This window comes from Citrobacter sp. Cm046, from assembly GCF_030333065.1.
In the GTDB taxonomy this organism is placed as follows: Bacteria; Pseudomonadota; Gammaproteobacteria; order Enterobacterales; family Enterobacteriaceae; genus Citrobacter; species Citrobacter murliniae.
On sequence record NZ_JAOWGP010000041.1, the window covers coordinates 37,552 to 56,564 of the forward strand.

The 19,013-nt window shown below is 53.5% G+C and carries 18 protein-coding genes; 3 read left to right on the forward strand and 15 right to left on the reverse strand.

Annotated elements, in window-relative coordinates:
• Window positions 1-33 precede the first annotated feature (33 nt).
• The 4 genes from fdhE to fdnG are packed head-to-tail and all read right to left on the reverse strand — an operon-like array spanning window position 34 to window position 5,557.
• Window positions 34-963, reverse strand: coding sequence for a formate dehydrogenase accessory protein FdhE (gene fdhE / locus OGX98_RS13640; RefSeq protein ID WP_045449235.1), 930 nt, complete (start codon window positions 961-963; stop codon window positions 34-36).
• Window positions 960-1,595 (reverse strand): formate dehydrogenase cytochrome b556 subunit, encoded by a 636-nt coding sequence (fdoI, locus tag OGX98_RS13645; protein ID WP_045449236.1) that lies wholly within the window; start codon window positions 1,593-1,595, stop codon window positions 960-962. The genes fdhE and fdoI overlap by 4 nt, the downstream gene beginning before the upstream one ends.
• Window positions 1,592-2,494 carry a formate dehydrogenase O subunit beta gene (fdoH, locus tag OGX98_RS13650; protein WP_045449238.1) on the reverse strand — a complete coding sequence of 301 codons (903 nt, stop codon included), beginning with the start codon at window positions 2,492-2,494 and terminating at the stop codon, window positions 1,592-1,594. Before fdoH ends, fdoI begins: the two co-directional genes overlap by 4 nt.
• Window positions 2,495-2,506: 12 nt before the next feature.
• Complete coding sequence (gene fdnG / locus OGX98_RS13655; protein WP_144243092.1) at window positions 2,507-5,557, reverse strand: formate dehydrogenase-N subunit alpha; 3,051 nt, start codon at window positions 5,555-5,557, stop codon at window positions 2,507-2,509.
• A gap of 193 nt (window positions 5,558-5,750) precedes the next feature.
• Here fdnG and fdhD point away from each other — a divergent pair, with 193 nt between their 5' ends.
• Window positions 5,751-6,587 carry a formate dehydrogenase accessory sulfurtransferase FdhD gene (gene fdhD, locus OGX98_RS13660; protein ID WP_045449242.1) on the forward strand — a complete coding sequence of 279 codons (837 nt, stop codon included), beginning with the start codon at window positions 5,751-5,753 and terminating at the stop codon, window positions 6,585-6,587.
• Between the two features lie 128 nt (window positions 6,588-6,715).
• On the forward strand, window positions 6,716-6,928 hold the full coding sequence (locus OGX98_RS13665) for a YdgH/BhsA/McbA-like domain containing protein (RefSeq protein WP_286595407.1): 213 nt from the start codon (window positions 6,716-6,718) through the stop codon (window positions 6,926-6,928).
• 54 nt (window positions 6,929-6,982) lie between these two features.
• Here the strand turns inward: OGX98_RS13665 and OGX98_RS13670 are convergent, their stop codons facing one another.
• From OGX98_RS13670 to OGX98_RS13695, 6 genes are all read right to left on the reverse strand, one after another.
• Window positions 6,983-8,728 carry a putative frv operon regulatory protein gene (locus OGX98_RS13670; protein ID WP_045449245.1) on the reverse strand — a complete coding sequence of 582 codons (1,746 nt, stop codon included), beginning with the start codon at window positions 8,726-8,728 and terminating at the stop codon, window positions 6,983-6,985.
• A gap of 82 nt (window positions 8,729-8,810) precedes the next feature.
• Window positions 8,811-9,923 (reverse strand): aminopeptidase, encoded by a 1,113-nt coding sequence (locus OGX98_RS13675; protein ID WP_200012960.1) that lies wholly within the window; start codon window positions 9,921-9,923, stop codon window positions 8,811-8,813.
• A complete protein-coding gene (locus tag OGX98_RS13680) occupies window positions 9,913-11,364 on the reverse strand; it encodes a PTS fructose-like transporter subunit IIBC (RefSeq protein ID WP_286595408.1) in 1,452 nt (483 codons plus the stop codon). Before OGX98_RS13680 ends, OGX98_RS13675 begins: the two co-directional genes overlap by 11 nt.
• 10 nt (window positions 11,365-11,374) lie before the next feature.
• Entirely contained in the window at window positions 11,375-11,821 is a 447-nt protein-coding gene (locus OGX98_RS13685; RefSeq protein WP_045449250.1) for a PTS fructose transporter subunit IIA, read from the reverse strand.
• Window positions 11,822-12,006: 185 nt separating this feature from the next.
• A complete protein-coding gene (locus OGX98_RS13690) occupies window positions 12,007-12,330 on the reverse strand; it encodes an AzlD domain-containing protein (RefSeq protein WP_045449252.1) in 324 nt (107 codons plus the stop codon).
• Entirely contained in the window at window positions 12,330-12,989 is a 660-nt protein-coding gene (locus OGX98_RS13695) for an AzlC family ABC transporter permease (RefSeq protein WP_045449254.1), read from the reverse strand. The genes OGX98_RS13690 and OGX98_RS13695 overlap by 1 nt, the downstream gene beginning before the upstream one ends.
• A gap of 101 nt (window positions 12,990-13,090) precedes the next feature.
• On the opposite strand from OGX98_RS13695, the gene OGX98_RS13700 reads away from it, so the two are divergent.
• Complete coding sequence (locus OGX98_RS13700) at window positions 13,091-13,639, forward strand: helix-turn-helix domain-containing protein (protein WP_045449256.1); 549 nt, start codon at window positions 13,091-13,093, stop codon at window positions 13,637-13,639.
• Between the two features lie 105 nt (window positions 13,640-13,744).
• On the opposite strand, the gene rhaM is transcribed toward OGX98_RS13700, so the two are convergent.
• From rhaM to rhaB, 5 genes are all read right to left on the reverse strand, one after another.
• Window positions 13,745-14,059: an L-rhamnose mutarotase gene (gene rhaM, locus OGX98_RS13705; protein ID WP_045449257.1), complete on the reverse strand. Its 315-nt coding sequence runs from the start codon at window positions 14,057-14,059 to the stop codon at window positions 13,745-13,747.
• Complete coding sequence (gene fucO, locus OGX98_RS13710; RefSeq protein ID WP_284097128.1) at window positions 14,056-15,204, reverse strand: lactaldehyde reductase; 1,149 nt, start codon at window positions 15,202-15,204, stop codon at window positions 14,056-14,058. Before fucO ends, rhaM begins: the two co-directional genes overlap by 4 nt.
• Window positions 15,205-15,321: 117 nt before the next feature.
• A complete protein-coding gene (rhaD, locus tag OGX98_RS13715) occupies window positions 15,322-16,149 on the reverse strand; it encodes a rhamnulose-1-phosphate aldolase (protein WP_284097129.1) in 828 nt (275 codons plus the stop codon).
• Window positions 16,150-16,261: 112 nt separating this feature from the next.
• Window positions 16,262-17,521 (reverse strand): L-rhamnose isomerase, encoded by a 1,260-nt coding sequence (gene rhaA / locus OGX98_RS13720; RefSeq protein WP_200012965.1) that lies wholly within the window; start codon window positions 17,519-17,521, stop codon window positions 16,262-16,264.
• A complete protein-coding gene (gene rhaB / locus OGX98_RS13725; RefSeq protein ID WP_286595409.1) occupies window positions 17,518-18,987 on the reverse strand; it encodes a rhamnulokinase in 1,470 nt (489 codons plus the stop codon). The genes rhaA and rhaB overlap by 4 nt, the downstream gene beginning before the upstream one ends.
• Between the last annotated feature and the right edge of the window lie 26 nt (window positions 18,988-19,013).

Here is a 19,013-nt window from a genome sequence, read left to right on the forward strand (position 1 = left end):
GGGCGACTTACGCCGCCCGGTATAACAGAGAATTTACTCTCCCTCTCCCGGAAACAGGAACGGGTTGATGGAACTGCGGGCAAAACCCTCTTGTTCCATGTGCGCGTCCAGCATCAGTGAGGCGAGGTCGTCGGCAACAGCTTCTACTTTAGGGTCTTTTTCCTGATATAAAATCTTCAGGTAAGTTCCGCAGTCGCCACAGCTTTCAGCTTTAATAGCTGACTGCTCGTTATCCAGTGACCAGTAGTTCAAATCACGGCTTTGCTCGCAGTTGCTGCACTTCACGCGCACGACGTGCCACTCGGTTTCACACAAGTTGCAGTGCAGATAGCGCAGCCCCTGAGTGGTACCAATTTGCACCATACTGGAAACTGGCATCGAACCGCACACTGGGCAGAACTGGCGTTGTTCACCGTATTCTGCACGCGCTTTTCCGGGGATCAGGCTTGCCATTTGTGCCCAGTAGAGTGACAGAGCGGCCCAGATGAACGGCGCTTTATCGCTGCTGACAGACGCAAAATCAGAAGCAAACAGCGCACTGGCCATCAGTTCCAGCTCTTGCTCTGAGGCTTTTTCCAGATTCTCGATCACTGCTAAAGCTGGACCGCTCATTTCCGGTTTCAGCTCAGCAATTAACGATTGCAGCAGCTTTTGCCAGTGCTTATCGCGTGGAAGGACGTGGATATCCAGCGGCGGCTTGCCCTGATCGTTTGCTTCTTTGATGCGTGCGGTCAGGTCTATCTGCAGCGGATGGTCGTACAGCACCACTTCCTGTGCATGGGCGATCAGCGCGGCAAAGCGCAGGTAATCACCCAGCGGGTTGTTTTCAGCCAGCTCGCGCAGACGTTCAGCACGGCGGTTATACAAATTTTTGAGCCTGGGGAATAATAACGGCGGAATCATATCCGCCGTGCGTTTATCGCTCTTCTCCAGCTCATCTTGCGGGATTATGCGAATACTCATTCAGATGACTTTTCCTGTTTCTGGCGGACTTCACGGTACCAGCGTGGGTGATGTTTCTTCGCCCATGAACTGGTGACCCATCCTTCCACCATCGCGGTAATGGTGCCTTTCACCCAAAGGGCGGCGTAAATGTGCACCATGATAACCACAATTAACGCTACTGCGGCAAATGAATGCAGCATTAACGCGAATCGGATCACCGGGATTGAGAAAGCAGGCGCAAAATATGGACGCCAGATGACCACTCCACTCACCAGCAACAGGACCAGGAAGATAATCGCCGCCCAGAATACGCATTTCTGGCCGAAGTTATAACGTCCCGTGTCACCTACTTCCTCGTTGACGACGATCTTACGAATATTCTTCGCCCAAAAGATATCATCCCGATTGATTAGATTGTGGTGCCAGTAACGGAAAAACATGATGATAAACGAGGCAAACATGATCACACCGACAAACGGGTGCAGAATTCGCGCCAGTTGTGGAGTGCCCATAATTTGCATCAGCCAGTTAAAAGACGGGAAGAGAAAGCCCATCCCGCTCACTGCCGCCAGGATGAAACAGAAGGCGGTGATCCAGTGGTTGATGCGTTCCGGCGCCGTGTAGCGCACGATGGTGTCACGTCGTTTCATTTGCGCACCTCGTCTTTTTCTTCATGCAGATTGTCTTCTTCCTCTTCCGCACGGTTCGGACCGACACCGACGTAATGGAAGATACTGGCCGCAAATGTCGCTGCAAAGCCGACGGCTGCGAGGGGTTTCCAGATGCCTTTCCAGAACTTCACGGTGGCGCTGATTTCCGGGTTCTCCGGCAGGCCGTGATACAGATTCGGCTTGTCGGCGTGGTGCAATACATACATTACGTGCGTACCGCCAACACCCGCTGGATCGTACAGACCCGCATTGTCGTAACCACGAGTTTTCAGCTCCGCCACGCGCTCGCCTGCCAGCGTTTTCATCGACTCTTTGGTACCGAAATGAATCGCGCCGGTTGGGCAGGTTTTCACGCAGGCCGGTTCTTGCCCGACCACGACACGGTCAACGCACAGCGTACATTTATAGACGCGGTTATCGTCCGGGTTGAGTCGTGGCACGTCGAACGGGCAGCCCGCGATGCAGTAACCGCAGCCAATACACTGCTCGGACTGGAAGTCGACGATACCGTTGGCATACTGAATGATTGCGCCTTCAGCCGGGCATGCCTTCAGGCAGCCCGGATCGGCGCAGTGCATACAGCCATCCTTACGGATAAGCCATTCGAGTTTGTCGTCTTGTTCCACTTCCGAGAAACGCATCACCGTCCAGGATTTGGCGGTTAAATCAGCCGGGTTGTCATATACCCCAACGTTGTTACCCACTTCATCACGGATATCGTTCCATTCCGAACACGCCACCTGACATGCTTTACAGCCGATACAGGTGGTGACGTCGATAAGCTTTGCCACCTCTTCCTGATGGTCCCGCGCCTGAGGCGCGGGCGTGAAACCGTTAGTGGCGGAACGACGAATGATGTCTTGCGATTGATAAGCCATAGGTCGTCTCCGTTACACCTTTTCCACGTTCACGAGGAAGGACTTAAATTCCGGTGTCTGCGTGTTCGCATCACCGACGAATGGCGTTAACGTATTAGCGATAAAGCCTTTTTTCGCCACGCCTTCGTAGCCCCAGTGAATAGGAATACCGATAGTGTCGATATCCTGACCGTTTGCCTTCAGCGTGCGAATGCGTTTTGTCACCACTGCTTTGGCTTTAATGTAGCCGCGGTTAGAGGAGACTTTGACAGTATCGCCGTGGGATATACCGAGCTTATTCGCCAGCTTCTCACCAATTTCTACAAACTGTTCTGGCTGGGCGATGGCGTTCAGCAGCGCATGTTTGGTCCAGTAGTGGAAGTGCTCGGTCAGGCGATACGTTGTCCCGACGTACGGGAACTTATCTGCTTTCCCCAGTGCTTCTTCGTCGCCTTTAAAGATACGGGCGGCAGGGTTAGAGATAACGTTCGGGTGCAGCGGGTTAGTCCCCAGTGGGGTTTCAAACGGCTCGTAGTGTTCCGGGAATGGGCCTTCTGCCATTTTATCGATAGCAAACAGACGTCCCATACCTTCGGGCTGCATGATAAACGGTCCGACATTGCTGCCAGGTGCGGCGGCGCTGTAGTCCGGAATATCCATCCCGCTCCATTTCGCCCCATCCCATTTCAGGATCTGGCGCTTCGGATCCCACGGGTTACCCTGTGGGTCAGCGGAGGCACGGTTATACAGAATGCGCCGGTTGAGCGGCCATGCCCATGCCCAGCCCAGCGTATTGCCAAGGCCCGACGGGTCGGCGTTATCGCGACGCGCCATCTGGTTGCCTTCCGGCGTCCAGCTTCCGGCGAAAATCCAGCAACCGCTGGAGGTCGTACCGTCATCGCGCAACTGGGCAAACGAGCTAAGCTGTTGGCCTTTCTTGACGATAACCGCGCCAGTAGCCGGATCGGTGATGTCGGCCAACGCTTTACCGTTACTCTCCATCGCCACTTCTTCCGAAGCCGGTTCATGTGGTGTGGAGTAGTTCCAGGTCATACTCAGCACCTGTTCCGGGTTTGCGCCGCCCTGTTCGGCGTACATTTTACGCAGACGCAGGAAGATACCGGCGAGGATTTCACCGTCAGTGGCGGCAATCCCTGGGGCATCCGCACCTTTCCAGTGCCATTGCAGCCAGCGACCAGAGTTAACGATAGAACCGTTTTCTTCCGCGAAGCAGGTGGACGGCAGGCGGAAAACTTCAGTCTGGATTTTCGAGGGATCAACATCGTTCGACTCACCGTGGTTTTGCCAGAAGGTGGACGTTTCGGTGTTGAGCGGATCGATAGTTACCAGGAACTTCAGTTTCGACAGTGAAGCCACTACCTTGTTTTTGTTAGGGAATGAGGCAACCGGGTTGAAGCCCTGGCAGATGTAGCCATTCACTTTGCCCTGGTTCATCATCTCGAAGTACTGCAGAACGTCATACCCTTTGTCCCACTTCGGCAGCCAATCGAAGCCCCAGCTATTTTCCGCTGTCGCTTTATCGCCAAAGAAGGCCTTCATCATCGAAACGAAGAATTTCGGGTAGTTGCCCCAGTAGTTTACCTGACCTTCCAGCAACGGTTTTGGTGTGTTAGCAGCAAGGTAGGTTTGCAGGTCGGTTTGTTTTTCGCTTGGCAGCGTCATATAGCCTGGCAGGCTTTGTGACAGCAAACCTAAGTCAGTCAGCCCCTGAATGTTGGAGTGACCACGCAGGGCGTTAACACCGCCGCCAGCCATACCCATATTGCCAAGCAGCAACTGGATCATCGCCATGGTACGAATGTTCTGCGCACCAACGGAGTGTTGTGTCCAGCCCAGCGCGTACAGGAACGAGGCGGTTTTATCTTTCACGCTGGTTTCAGCGATATATTCGCAGACTTTCAGGAAGTCGGCTTTCGGCGTACCGCAGATGTTTTCTACGACGTCCGGCGTGTAGCGGGAAACGTGTGTTTTCAGCAGGTTCCAGACACAGCGCGGATGTTGCAGGGTGACATCGCGTTTGGCGAAGCCTTTTTCATCCAGCTCGTAGTTCCAACTGGTTTTATCATACTTGCGTTTATCCGCGTCATAGCCGGTGAACAGGCCATCTTCGAAGCCATAATCTTCACGCACAATCAGGCTGGCGTTGGTATAGGCCTCGGTGTATTCGCGGTTAAATTTTTCGTTATTCAGCAGGTACAGCAAAACGCCTGACAGGAATGCAATGTCAGTACCAGAACGAATTGGGGCATAAAAATCAGCCACCGCAGCAGTTCGCGTAAAGCGCGGATCAATCACAATCAGCTTCGCGCCGTTGTGAATTTTGGCTTCCATCGCCCAGCGGAATCCGACCGGGTGAGCTTCAGCGGCGTTACCGCCCATCACCACGATAAGGTTGGCATTTTTGATGTCGACCCAGTGGTTGGTCATCGCACCGCGACCAAATGTTGGAGCAAGACTTGCTACCGTTGGTCCGTGTCAGACACGCGCCTGGTTGTCGACCGCGAGCATACCGAGCGCGCGAGAGAATTTTTGCGTTAAGTAGCCGGTTTCATTACTGGAAGCGGAAGCACACAGCATCCCGGTTGAAAGCCAGCGGTTAACGGTAACGCCTTCGGCGTTCTGCGCAACGTAGTTTGCGTCGCGGTCTTCTTTCATCAGTTTAGCGATGCGGTCAAATGCCTCATCCCAACTGATTTGTTGCCATTTATCGGAGCCAGGCGCGCGGTATTCCGGGAATTTGAGGCGGCTTTCGGAATGGATAAAATCCACCAGACCGGCCCCTTTAGGGCAAAGCGCACCACGGTTGACCGGATGGTCCGGATCACCCTCGATATGGAAGATGGATGCTTTGGCGTTTTTTGCTCCGTCACCGAGACTGTACATTAACAGTCCACAGCCAACGGAACAGTAAGTGCAGGTGTTACGGGTTTCGCGGGTGCGCAGCAATTTATATTGCCGTGTTTCCGCTAGCGCTACGCCGGGTGCAAAGCCCAGTGCCGCTGCCGTGGTGCCTGCCATACCGCCAGCGCAGATCTTAAAGAACTGCCTTCTGCTGACCTGCATGGTTCGCTCCTTGTTTCGACATTGTCACGTTCCCTTCGTTTTTTGTAACGCGAACGCGAGGGAAGTGGTTGTTATTTTTCTTTGCGGACGGGACCGCAAAGGTCCAGAATTGGGTGAATTTCCCTCCGTTCAGGAGGGGTTTGTAAAGAATACCACAATGTTGGTATGTGTGTTCCAATATGGTTAAAAGAAAGTGAATAAGATTATTCAAGAAAACAACCAAAATGTGACGACTGTTACGGGATCACGTCAGTTGACCCTCTGGAAACGTGAGGATTTGCAACATCCTCAGCCGGATGAGGTGGCTGAAGAAGTGCCTGTTGCGCTGGTTTACAACGGGATTTCACACGTGGTGATGATGGCATCACCGAAAGATCTTGAGCATTTCGCGCTGGGCTTTTCGCTTTCTGAAGGCATTATTGAGAGCCCGCAGGATATCTTCGGGATGGAAGTGGTTCCTTCCTGTAACGGACTTGAGGTGCAGGTTGAACTCTCCAGCCGCCGTTTTATGGGGTTGAAGGAGCGTCGTCGCGCACTGGCAGGTCGCACTGGCTGCGGCGTTTGCGGCGTGGAACAACTCAATGACATTGGTAAGCCGGTCCAGCCTCTGCCGTTTACGCAGACATTTGATCTGGCGGACCTCGATCGCGCATTAACGCATCTGAATGATTTCCAGCCCGTAGGTCAACGTACTGGCTGCACGCATGCGGCGGCCTGGGTACAGCCGTCGGGGATTCTGGCGGGCGGGCATGAAGATGTTGGCCGCCATGTTGCACTGGATAAATTACTGGGGCGGCGCGCAATCGAAGGGGAAAGTTGGCAGCAGGGGGCGGTATTAGTTTCCAGTCGTGCCAGCTATGAGATGGTGCAGAAGTCAGCGATGTGTGGTGTTGAGATCCTGTTCGCTGTTTCTGCGGCTACGACGCTCGCCGTTGAAGTTGCCGAACGTTGTAACCTGACGCTGGTGGGTTTTTGCAAACCGGGTAGGGCGACAATTTATACGCACCCACAGCGTCTGATTGCTGAATGATATAAATTCAAAAAAATTGAACAAGACTGGCAAATCCTTCCGCTTTTAGTTGTGCGATGTGAGGGCTATTATTTATCACATCAAGGCACAGTGCCTTATTCAAACAACTAAGTTAAAGGGTTTATATCATGAAAAGCATCAAAACTTTTGTCGCAATTATCGCTCTCGCTACTTCATTCGGTTCTTTCGCTGCTCAATCAGTTACTGCAACCGGTTCTACACTGGACAGCGCTGAAGCAAAAATCGCTGCACAGGCTGAACGTGCAGGTGCCAGCGATTATAAAATTACTCAGGCATACACTGGTAACCGCGTGCATATGACCGCTGAACTGCTGAAATAATATTGCAGACCATTGTTGAAAGAGCGCCTCAGGGCGCTTTTTTCATTTCTGTGGTTACTCTTTTAGTAGCGAGATAAATGCTTCATAGCCAGTTAATTCGATAATGTCTTCGGCTGGATGGCGGTACAGCACGCTGGCCAGATAACTGAAGATTTTTAATTCATGCCGTGCGTCGGCGGCGGCACATGCGATAAGGACATGGCTGACCGGTTCGTTGTTAACCTGCACCGAATGGGTGAGAGTAATAAAAAAACCGCGAAAGCGGCGTTCCTGCTCACTCCAGCAATGGGGGATCGCCAGCCGGTTGACAATCAGATTTTCACCTTCGCTCTCACGAGCGCAGATATGCCGCGCTTCATCATCAGTCATATGTTCTTGCGTCACGAGCTGTGCGCAAATTTTCACAATAATGCTCCGCCAGCTTTCGTCCGGTGTATTCGGATAATGAAAGCTACCCGCCGCTGAAAAAAAACGCTCCGGCTGCTGGCGAATAAAGGCCGTGGCAAGAAAGTTTTTGATCTGCTCTGTTCCTGCCGAGGTAATGATGCTTTTAATGGTGATGACATTTTTTACTGAATCATCAAGTAAATAATGGCTGTTATTGATGATCAGTAACGGTTTTACTTCCTGGAAAATTGCATTCAGTTCGCCAGGCGTACGCGCAATGATTACCCGGCAATTTAATACATCCCGTTCAATGGCTTGCTGGTTAATCGTGGCAATCGCATTTTGGTCAGATAACAACATAATGGGCTGACGCTCATTTTGATGCCGTTCCAGTGCGCAGGCAAAATACAGCCCGGTCAGATCACTATCAAAAAGTGGAGTATTTAACTGCTCACGCAGCAGGGCAATAAAACGCAAACTCATATCGAAGGCGGCTGGCCAGACTGCTTTTAGATTGTTCATGCTGCTCTGGCGATGTTCAGGTATCCAGACAGGTGCTGCAACACATCTCAGTAAGTGTCCGGTGATGTTATCAACCAACTGGCTATCGATAATGTTGAGTGAGGTGGTGCCCGGTAACTTTTGTAGCACTGAAATTATAGCACCGGGGGTTATCGCCGCGGCTTGCTGTTGCTGCATTTCCAGCAACCCACTCAGCGTTCTGAATGCGTTATCTCCCAGGTAGATCCCACTCTGTTCCACGGTATTTTTCAGCGACGTATGCCGACATTCGGGCCAGCAGGCGGTGAGCTGATTGCGCAAGGCATAGACCGCCAGTACCAGGCTGGCGAGGTATTCACCTGATATCAGGGGGAGTTCATCGAGGCCTTCACATGCAACGTTGAGCCGTTCAATATTGTCATGTGTGAGGCCTGGTAGCGGGATCAGGAACATGTCTTTTTTGAACAAGTTCGCCAGCAGAATAATACGTTTTTCTTCCGGCTCATCAATGAAGTGCCCCACGCCCGGACGGCTGGAAATGCTAAATGTGCGCTCATAGCGTTGCTTCAGGCGCGGTAATCTGTCGGCCACCCAGGTCTCGGGTAAGTTTAACGCAGACGCCAGCTGCAGGCGGGTCGTGAAGGTGTTCAGTAATAGAAACGCCAGCAACCGGTCATCATTATCATGTCGTTGCAGAAGCTGGAAGTAGCTACGTCTGTCAACAATATCCAACTGATATCCCGCGCTGCCACCTGGCTGGATACGCGCTTTGCCGCTCAGAGTAAAATTAAGGTAATCAATATCACGCAGGATGGTTCTGCCCGAAACGCCAGTTTGTCGTGCCAGCTCGCTAAGCGGGCTGGCCTGCTGTTCCAGAATGTCCACGATCTTTAACTGGCGGTCGTTCAACATATACATTTCCTCTTTCAGGCTGCTTCTGCGTTGGCCGTATTCATTCACCCCGGTTACGTACTACCTGTACGCTCCTGTGGATTCATTCATTTGCCGCTTTGATGTAACCCGAACGAGTTCGTGTATCGATATCCTGGCGAAAGTGGGTAAACTCTTCGACCTTCTCTGCAGTCAGTGAACACAACAGTTCTCGCACCAGCGTAAACAGGGCGTCATAGTCTGTTGCAGAAATCATGCCGCTGTTGGCGTGCAGATAGCGGGTGGGCAGGCACAATGCCGCGACGGGGCGACCGCCGCCCATCACGTTGTAACGACCGCCGTCCGTTGCGCCGGTTTTCATGGTGCAAAATTGCAACGGGGCACCACTGCTTTCCGCGCTCTCTTTTAACGCGGCGACCAACTTCTGGTTAGGGAAATAGCGTTTATCAAACAGCATCAGGCCTGGCCCATCACCCAGTTTCAGCGGGTATTTGATGCTGTCGATTCCCGGCACGTCGCCCGCGACGGCGGTATCGAGCACGATCACCACGTCAGGTTTAATGTGCTCAGCTGAGGTTTGCGCTCCGCGCAGCCCAACTTCTTCCTCCACGCTGCCGACGCCGTACAGGGTAATTTCAGGGTTATCCACCGTCTGCAACAGCTCCGCCATCAGAGCGCAACCGACGCGATTATCCAGCGCTTTACCCACTATTTTATCTTCACCCCAACGAGCGAAATTCGCCTCCGGGCTGATGAAATCACCGACGGCGATGCCCTGTTTTTCCACCTGCTCACGACTTTTCGCACCAATATCAATGAACATTTCGTCAAAGTTCAGTGGTTGTTGTTTCTGCTTTTCCGTTAAAGCATGGGGTGCTACGGAGCCAATGAGGCCAGGAATTTTACATCCTTCGCGGGTGCGAATGGTTACCCGATGGTTGAGCATCGACTGGTTCCACCAGCCACCAATAGTGGTAAAACGCAGAAAACCGCTAGCGTCGATATGCGTCACCATAAAACCGACTTCATCCATATGACCGACGATTGCAACTTTCGGTCCCCGATGTCCTTTGCGGGCGACAAAACTACCCAGACCGTCAAAGGTAATTTCATCCACGCAGGACTCTAGCGAATTGATGAGGATGGTGCGCACTTCCTGCTCATCGCCGCTGACGGCGCTGGCCTCGCATAACTGCTGAAGTAATTCATTGTTCATGTGCAAGCTCCTGCTGCGCGGCCTTAACTTTCCGTTTGAGCCACAGTCCTTTAAGGATGATGATTAACGCAATGTTCAGTGCCAGACCGATTGCCAGCACCAGATAAAACGACCCAACCGGCGACATCAGGCCGATCAGCGGATCAAAGATACCTAATCCCGGCGCCAGCCGTTTGATTCCGAAGGCGATTACCAGCATGCCGGTAATACCGCCAGAGAGCGTATTGGCAGTGATCATCGGTAACGGTGCGGCCAGCGCGTAAGGGATTGCGGGTTCAGTCGCAACCGTTGCGCCTACCACAATCGCACTACTGGCGGCGGCCTTCTCCTGTTGAGTAAACAGCTTCGGCGCCAGATATGTAGCGATACCCGCTGCGACGGGGGGCATCAGTGCCACTACACCGACGATGGCGTACCAGTCGTAGATCTGTTTTTCCAGGAGTGAGAAGCAGAAGAACCATGCAGTTTTGTTGATTGGTCCGCCCATGTCGAATGCCAGCATCGCTCCGACAAGAAAGGCTGCACCCATTTTCATTGATGGGGGAATAGTGTTCAGGAAGTGCAGTAATCCGCTCATGATGTCGGACATCACCGGGCCAATGACATACCAGGTCAATACCCCAAACACCAGCAGAGTCACGAATGGGATCAACATTGAGCCGAGCAGCGGCTGGAGCGCTTTGCCGAGGCGTACTTTGCGAAACCACAGCACGAAATAGCCGACCGCCAGTCCCAGCACCACCGCGCCGAGAAAACCCGCACCAGACTGGGTGCCCAGCAATCCTTTATCGTTCGCCAGATAGCAAACCAGAAATGCCGGAGCGAAAGCGGGTTTATCAGCAATCGACCATGCGATGTATGCGCCCATAATCGGGATCATGAAGGTGAAGCCGAGATAGCCGATAGACTCGACTACCCAGGTAAACGACGGCGCACCTTTCGACATATCGGTATACGGTAAACCGAGCTGCACCAGCATATTGGCGAGCGCAACCAGAATACCGCCGCCAATAACAAACGGCAGCGCGGCGGAAACTCCCGCCATCAGATGACTCATCACACTGCCTTGCTGAACATCCTGTTTACCTAATTTCATGCCACTATCTGTTGTAAACAGCTGCGAATGTGAAGGAAGTTTCGTGAATATCTGATCGATATTTTTCAGCGCCTGGGAAATAGCGATCTCATACACTTTCTTCCCGGAGAACCGAACCCGATCTTCGGCGCTTAAGCCGCGTCCCGTTGCCAGAATCACGTAGTCCGCAGCGGCTATTTCTTCGCTGGTCAGACGGTTTTCGACGCCGCTTGAGCCTTGAGTTTCGACTTTAATCGTATGGCCAAGTGACTGCGCTTTCTGTTCCAGCGCTTCTGCCACCATGTAGGTGTGGGCGATTCCCGCAGGACAGTTGGTGATCGCCACTAAACGTAAGGATGACTCCATAGCCGCTTCCTTATGAAGTTAAGGTCTGATTTAGCAAGGCAAGAACCTGTTCAGCGTTGCCCTGTTTCAGTTGGTTGATAAAATCCTGATGGATAATTTTTCGGCACAGGGTGCCGATGATTTGGACCTGGGAGTCTTCGCCGGTTTGCGGTACACCGAGGCATATCCAGCAGTTGACGTCCTCACTGTCGCTGGCTTTCCAGTCCACGCTTTCGGATTTACGCGCAAACAGAACGAAGGGCTGCTTCACGCAGGTGCTTTTGCCGTGGGGAACAGCGATACCCGATCCAAATCCGGTGGAATGCAATTTTTCTCGTAGCAGCAGCGTTTGCAGGAACAGGGGGCGATCGGTGATATAGCCGTTCTTAAATGCCATATTTGCGAACTGCTTTAGAATGGAATAAACACTATTGCCCTGAATATTCAGATCAAGACAGTTTGCGGTGAGGGCTGCCATGGTAAGACTCCATTAAAACCTGTTTGATTTGATTTTAACGGTGGGACGGTGAAGAGATGAGCGGCAATATGTCGGGGAAATGTGACAATACACCGCTGAGTCGGGTACTGTTTTTGCGGGGTGCTACACATAATCATATGGAAAATTAACCTGATGAATTTGTGGTCATCAGGTTAAAGGGGGAATCAATTTATTCCTGCCATTCTCAACAGTGCTGTCACGACCGCCGCGGCAATAATCACCACAATTAGTGGCATCTTACGCCAGGCGAGAAATACGGCGAAGCCAACACCCAGCAGGCGCGCCATACCGGCAAAATGTTCGCCTTCATAAAAGGTGGTTGCCAGCGCGACGGAGAACAGTAATACCGTTGCAGCATCTGAAAGCAGCGCCTGGGAACGCTCGGAGAACGCCAGGCGGCTACCCAGTTTTGCTCCCCCTAAACGCATTAGATACGTTCCCAGAGACAGGATAGCGATACCGACGATAAACAGCGTCATGTTGCCCATTATTTTTTCCTCGTCAGTAGGCCAAACAGTGAGAGCAACACCGGCAGTCCCACCGGGGCAAAAGGTACGGCGGCGAGCGACAGCGCAGCACCGCTACAGGCGCGGACCAGTGTGGTACGGTTTTTAAATGCCGGAACAACTAAGGCCAGCAGAATGGCGGGAAATACGGCGTCCAGACCGATGGTTTCTGGTGCTGGCAATAGCTTGCCAACCATCGCCCCAAGCAGCGTGCCCAATGGCCAGATAATGGCGACGCCCAAACCGCACAGCCAGTAGGCCGCTTTACGCTGCTCCGGTGTTTTTTGCGACAGGCCAAACACCACGCTTTCATCGTTCATGATATGGCAGCCGAGGAAACTGGCGGCACGTGTTCCAACCAGGTCGCGCACCGTAACGCCAAACGGGACGTGACGGGCGTTAACCAGCAGCCCGGCTGCCGCTGCGGCCAGCGGGTTACCCCCGCTGGCGACAATGCCGATAAACATAAATTCGGATGCGCCAGCCAGCACAGTAATGGAGAGTACAAACGGTACCCAAAGTGGAAATCCGTAAGCCATTGCCAGTGAGCCGTAAGACATCCCTACCACACCGACCGCCAGACACACTAAAAGTATCGCTTTTATCGTGTCGCCTTTAAGACTGGAAAAATAATGTTTCATACTGTTTTGGCTATATCGAACGAATTTCCATTATAATGAACGCAACAGATTTGCTTTACAAGTCGAACGATTCGTTCGATATAAAAAACATGGAGTCATGTATGACCCAACCCATCAGTATGATTGCGAAAAGCCTGGTGCGCGAACGTCAGCGTACCGGTCTGTCACTGGCAGAGATTGCACGACGCGCGGGGATTGCAAAATCCACGCTTTCGCAACTGGAAGCGGGCAATGGAAATCCTAGCCTGGAAACGCTGTGGTCGCTGTGTGTGGCGCTGGATATTCCCTTCGCACGGTTGCTGGAGCCTTTGGAGCAAAAAACCCAGGTGATACGTCGCGGTGAAGGGACAAAAGTGGTGGCTGAGCAGGCTCATTATCAGGCGATTTTACTGGCAGCTTGTCCACCGGGTGCAAGAAGGGATATCTATTTGCTGCTGACACAACCGGGAGCAGATCGTATTTCTCACCCGCATCCGCCGGGATCGGTCGAGCACATTATTGTGACGCAGGGTAAGGCGCTGGTGGGACTGACCGAAGCCCCCGAGGAGTTGGCAGAAGGGGACTACATTTGTTACCCCGCTGATCAGGAACATATCTTTAAAGCGCTGGAGCCTGACACGCAGGCAATTCTGGTGGCAGAGCAGAACTGATCTCAAAATGACGTTGTGCCGGATGATGGTGCTTGCACCCTTATCCGGCCTGTGGACTGTATTCGCCGTAGGCCGGTCAAGCGCAAGCACCATCCGATGTACACATCACTCCAGGTAAAACACTTCTTTTAGCTCTGCACTTACCGGGCTGTTGTCCGGATTGGCAGGCATTACGTCACGCATATGCTTCCACCAGCGCTGACAAACGTCGGTACTGGCTACCGCATTCCAGCGCTCTTCGGACTCAATCTCAACGGTGGCGAACAGTAAATTGCGTTCCTGGTCGAGATAAATGGCATAGTGATGTGCGCCGTGGGCTTTCAGTACGGCTTCCAGTTCCGGCCAGATGGGATTATGACGACGCTGATACTCTTCATGTGCATCAGCATTCACCTGCATCACAAAGGCTTTGCGGATCATAACGCCTCCAGATACAGCTCGCGGACTTCGTCGCGGCTGGCGGTGCGCGGATTACATGGTGCACACGGATCGGCCAGTGCTTTGTCCAGCCAGCCTTCGATATCCTCTTTGGTGACGCCAAGCGAACTAAACCCAGCAGGAATACCGACACGTTTGCTTAACGCGCGGATAGCGTTGATGGCTTCCATGCTTGCGGTCTCATCGCTCATCACTCGGGTATCGACACCCATTGCCTGCGCTACGCGAGCAAAGCGAGCCACGGCGTTCGGGCGGTTAAAGTTTTCGATAACGGGCAGCAGGATGGCGTTGCAAACGCCGTGCGGCAGGTTATGCGTTGCGCCCGGCTGATGTGCCAGCGCATGCACCAGCCCGAGGCCGGCGCTGTTGAACGCCATGCCCGCCAGGTACTGGCCAAACGCCATTTGTTCACGCGCTTCGAGGTTATGACCATCGTCAACCGCTTTTGGCAGCCACAGGTTGATCAGGCGAATGGCTTCCAGCGCGTTGGCGTCGGTCAGTGGATGCGCACCGATGGAAACATAGGCTTCAATCGCATGAGTCAGGGCGTCCATACCGGTGGCCGCGGTGACCGAGGCCGGAATTTCCAGCATGACGCTGGCGTCATCCACGGCGATATCAGGAATAATGTTCGGATCGATAATGACCTCTTTGACCTTGCGCGCGGAATCGATGATCACCGCATTACTGGTCATTTCTGCCGCTGTGCCTGCGGTGGTGTTAATTGCGACCAGCGGTACGCCCGCATTTTTCACTTTGCCCACCCCGGAATACGCGGTAGACGGACCAGGGTTTGCGGTCAGAATTTTCACCGCTTTGGCGGTATCGATTGGGCTGCCGCCGCCGAAAGCGATAATGTAATCACACTGTGCGTCCTGATACGCCGCAAAGCCTTTCTGCACCAGTTCTTCTGTTGGGTTAGGGAACACCTCGTCGAACAAGTGATACGACATTTTATGCGTATCAAGCGCGGCAAACAGGCTATCCAGCAGGCCAAGCTTGACCAGTTGACCATCGGTAACGATCAGCGCTTTACCCCATTGCTTGTTAGCGACCAGATTAACCATGTCGCCAATTGCCCCTGCGCCGTGAAGACTGATTTTAGGAAGTGCCAACATAAAGCTCATGAATATTCTCCTTAAAAGTAATGTCCTGTAGGCCGGATAAAGCGAACTGCCACCCGGCATTGTGTTATTACCTGATGACGACGCTGGCGCGCCTTATCAGGCCTACGGTGGGAGGTATCAGTACAGCTCTAATGCGCTGGCAAGCGGGGTGACGCCGAAACGTTTGCCGAGAGCAATCAGCTCTTCACGCGTGATGGTTTGCTTCATACCGCCCATCGAATAAATTTTGACTAAAACTTCAGCAGATTTCTCTGCGGTATCTATCAAACCGAACGCTTCGTCGAGTGTAGGGCCGCTGCCGAACACGCCGTGGAACGGCCACAGTACCAGTGAGTGCTTTTGCATTTCCTGCGCGGTGGCTTGCCCGATTTCATCGGTGCCAGGCACCATCCACGGCAGAATGCCGACGCCATCCGGGAACACTACCAGGCACTCGGTGCTGCCTTCCCACAGTTTGCGGGTGATCAGCGCGGTGGTGTTTTCCAGCACGTAGGTCAGGGCAATCAGGTTGGTCGCGTGGCAGTGCATGATCACCCGGTCTTTACCGTGGGTGGCTTTAATGCGCTCACAGTGGGAAAGAAAGTGAGCTGGCAGTTCGGAAGTTGGAACGGCTTCGTGGGTCAGCCCCCAAAGAATGTGATAGCCCGCACCGTCGCTGTCGATTTTCACTATGCCCAAATTTGCTGCCGGATCGAGCTGGACGTTGCGGAAGAATTTGCCGGAGCCGGTGACGATAAAAGGCGTGTTCGCCAGCAGCGGCATCGGCTGACTCAGCGCGATATAACGTGGTTCTTTGTGGAAATCGGCGGTAAAGGGCGCAATATCCGCTTCATCCAGGCGCAGCGTCAGGTTGCCTCCGTTGCGCTCATCCCAGCCTTTCAGCCAGGCATCAGAAGTGGCTTTGATCATTCCCTGAACGAACCAGGATGTGGTTATGTTCTGCATGTTTGGTGTTCCTGTCTGTTTTGTTGCCCGATGGCGGATTACGCCTTATCGGGCCTACGATGTATGTCGTTTCCGTAGGCCGGATCAGCGCAGCGCCATCCGGCAATCAGGGTTATTTACGTTTACTCAGAATCTCTTTTTCATAGGCGCGGACACTGTCCAGCCACTGGCTGCCTGCCGGAGCGTCATGACGCTGGCAATACATCTCCCAGACCGCCTGCCACGGCAGAGATTTCTGCTCTTCCAGCAGGGCCAGACGTGCGGTGTAGTCACCACTGGCTTCGAGCTGACGAAGCTGTTCAGTCGGCTCTAACAGCGCACGCAACAGGGCTTTTTTCATATTGCGGGTGCCAATAACCCAGGCCGCGATGCGGTTGATTGAGGCATCGAAGAAGTCGAGACCGATGTGTACACGGTCGAACAGGTTGTGGCGGACGATCTCGCTGGCAATCGCCTGGGTTTCATCATCCAGCAACACCACGTGGTCGCTGTCCCAACGTACCGGACGGCTGACGTGCAGCAGCAGGCGAGGTACGTACAGCATGGCAGCGGAGATCTTGTCGGAAATGACTTCAGTCGGGTGGAAGTGACCCGCATCCAGGCACAGCGCAGTCTGGCGGCTGGTGGCATAGCCCATGTAGAACTCGTTGGAGCCGACGGTGTAGCTTTCTGCGCCGATGCCAAACAGTTTGCTCTCCACGGCATCGATGTGATGCGCCGGATCGAGTTTTTCGCTGATGACATCATCCAGCGCTTCCAGCAGGCGCTGACGCGGAGCCAAACGGTCGACGGTAATGTCTTTCATGCCATCCGGGATCCAGATGTTCATCACCGATGGTGTTCCCAATTGCTCGCCGAAATAGGCCGAAATGCGGCGGCTGGCTTTGCAGTGGTCAATCCAGAACTGACGGATGCTGTCGTCAGCATGTGCCAGCGTGAAGCCGTCGGCACTCAGCGGGTGAGAGAAACAGGATGGGTTGAAGTCCAGGCCTAACTGGTTTGCTTTCGCCCATTCAACCCAGTTTTTAAAGTGTTCGGGTTTGATTTGGTCACGGGCAACTGGCGTATCGGATTCCAGATAGATAGCATGCAGGTTCAGACGTTTTGGACCAGGGATCAGGCTCAGCGCCTGCTCCAGATCGGCACGTAGTTCGACGGCATTACGCGCTTTGCCCGGATAGTTGCCGGTAGCCTGAATACCGCCCGTGAGCGAACCTTCCGGGTTTTCGAATCCAGCGACATCATCGCCCTGCCAGCAGTGCATAGAGACTGGCAGGCGATCGAGCTGGCGTAATGCCTCTTCGACATCGATACCTACCGCTGCAAAACGTAGTTTTGCCAGTTCCCAGGCTTGTTCAAGTTGAGTGGTCATGCGCAAAGCTCCTTTGTCTGTCGTATTGATTGAAACTGCGCCTGGTAGCGGGCAATTTCACTTTCAGGATTTGGAATGAAGGTCGTCAGGTCATAGTTGGCTATCACTAGCTGGCGGAAATCATCGACGTTGTTCAGCTCGTCCAGCGTCATCAGTTGAACGCCAATATTGCCGAGGGTAGAGGCTTCAATTGGCCCGGACATGACGCGGATACCGCAAGCATCAGCGCAAAGTTGGTTGAGTAACGCGTTCTGGCAGCCGCCGCCGACAATATGTAATTGGCTGAATGCCTCACCCCGAAGGTCCGCCAGTTCCTGCAGGACGTTGGCGTACAGCAATGCCAGGCTGTCGAAAATGCAGCGAGCCAGTTCAGCGTCTTGCGTGGGAACGGCCTGGCCTGCTTCGCGGCATGCCGCCTGAATTTCCGCGCACATATCGTCAGGATTGATAAAGCGGTCGTCGTTAGGGTTTATCAGGGAACGGCAGGCCGGTGAGGCTTGCGTTTGGGCGATAAGCGCCGTCAGGTCGGTGATGTTCCGTTCTTTTAACACGCGCTGGAGCAGCCACAGCCCCATGATATTTTTCAGCACGCGGTAGCGTCCTTCCGCACCGCCTTCGTTAGTGATATTGGCTGCCAGCGCCGTATCGTTGGTATACGGTGTTCTGCTCTCAAACCCCATCAGTGACCAGGTGCCTGAAGAGAGATACGCGCTGTTTTGATCGGCCAGCGGTGACGCGATCACCGCACTGGCAGTGTCGTGGCTGGCGACGGCAACCACAGGGATTTGATTTTTCTGCGGGCAAATCCAGTTGCCGATAACGTTCCCCGGATGTGTGGGACGACCGAACCAGGATTTTGCTGCACCGGTCCAGGCCAGCAGAGTGTCATCCCAGTCGTCGGTGTTGATATTGACTAACTGGGTGGTTGTGGCGTTGGTGTATTCCCAGTTCAGTTCACCGGTCAGGCGATAGCTGAAGTAATCGGGGATCAGCAAGGCATGGGCCACCAGGGAGACCCGTTCTGGCTGTTGTTCTGTCAGGGCACGGAGCTGATACAAGGTGTTGAAGGGGAGAAACTGAATACCGCTACGGCGATAGATCTCGCTTTTGCCAAGCTGCGCCATGGCATGTGCCATAACGCCCGTTGTGCGGCTGTCGCGATAAGAGACGGGGAGTCCGACACGCTGACCGTTTTTGCCGATCAGAACGTAATCCACGCCCCAGGTATCAATTCCGATGCTGTCTATCCGAATGCCTTCATCGCAGACTTTCTTCAGACCAAGGCGAATGTCGTTTTCCAGGCTGTCGATGTCCCAGGTGTCGAAACCGTCTGTTTTTTGCAGACAGTTAACGAAGCGATGGATTTCACGCAGCGTCAGGGTGCGGTGTTCACTGTCGTAACGCGCCAGCATTACGCGTCCACTGGATGCGCCGAGATCGACAGCGACACAATGGCGAAGAGTCATAGCGAGGTCCTTCTGAGTTTTATTAC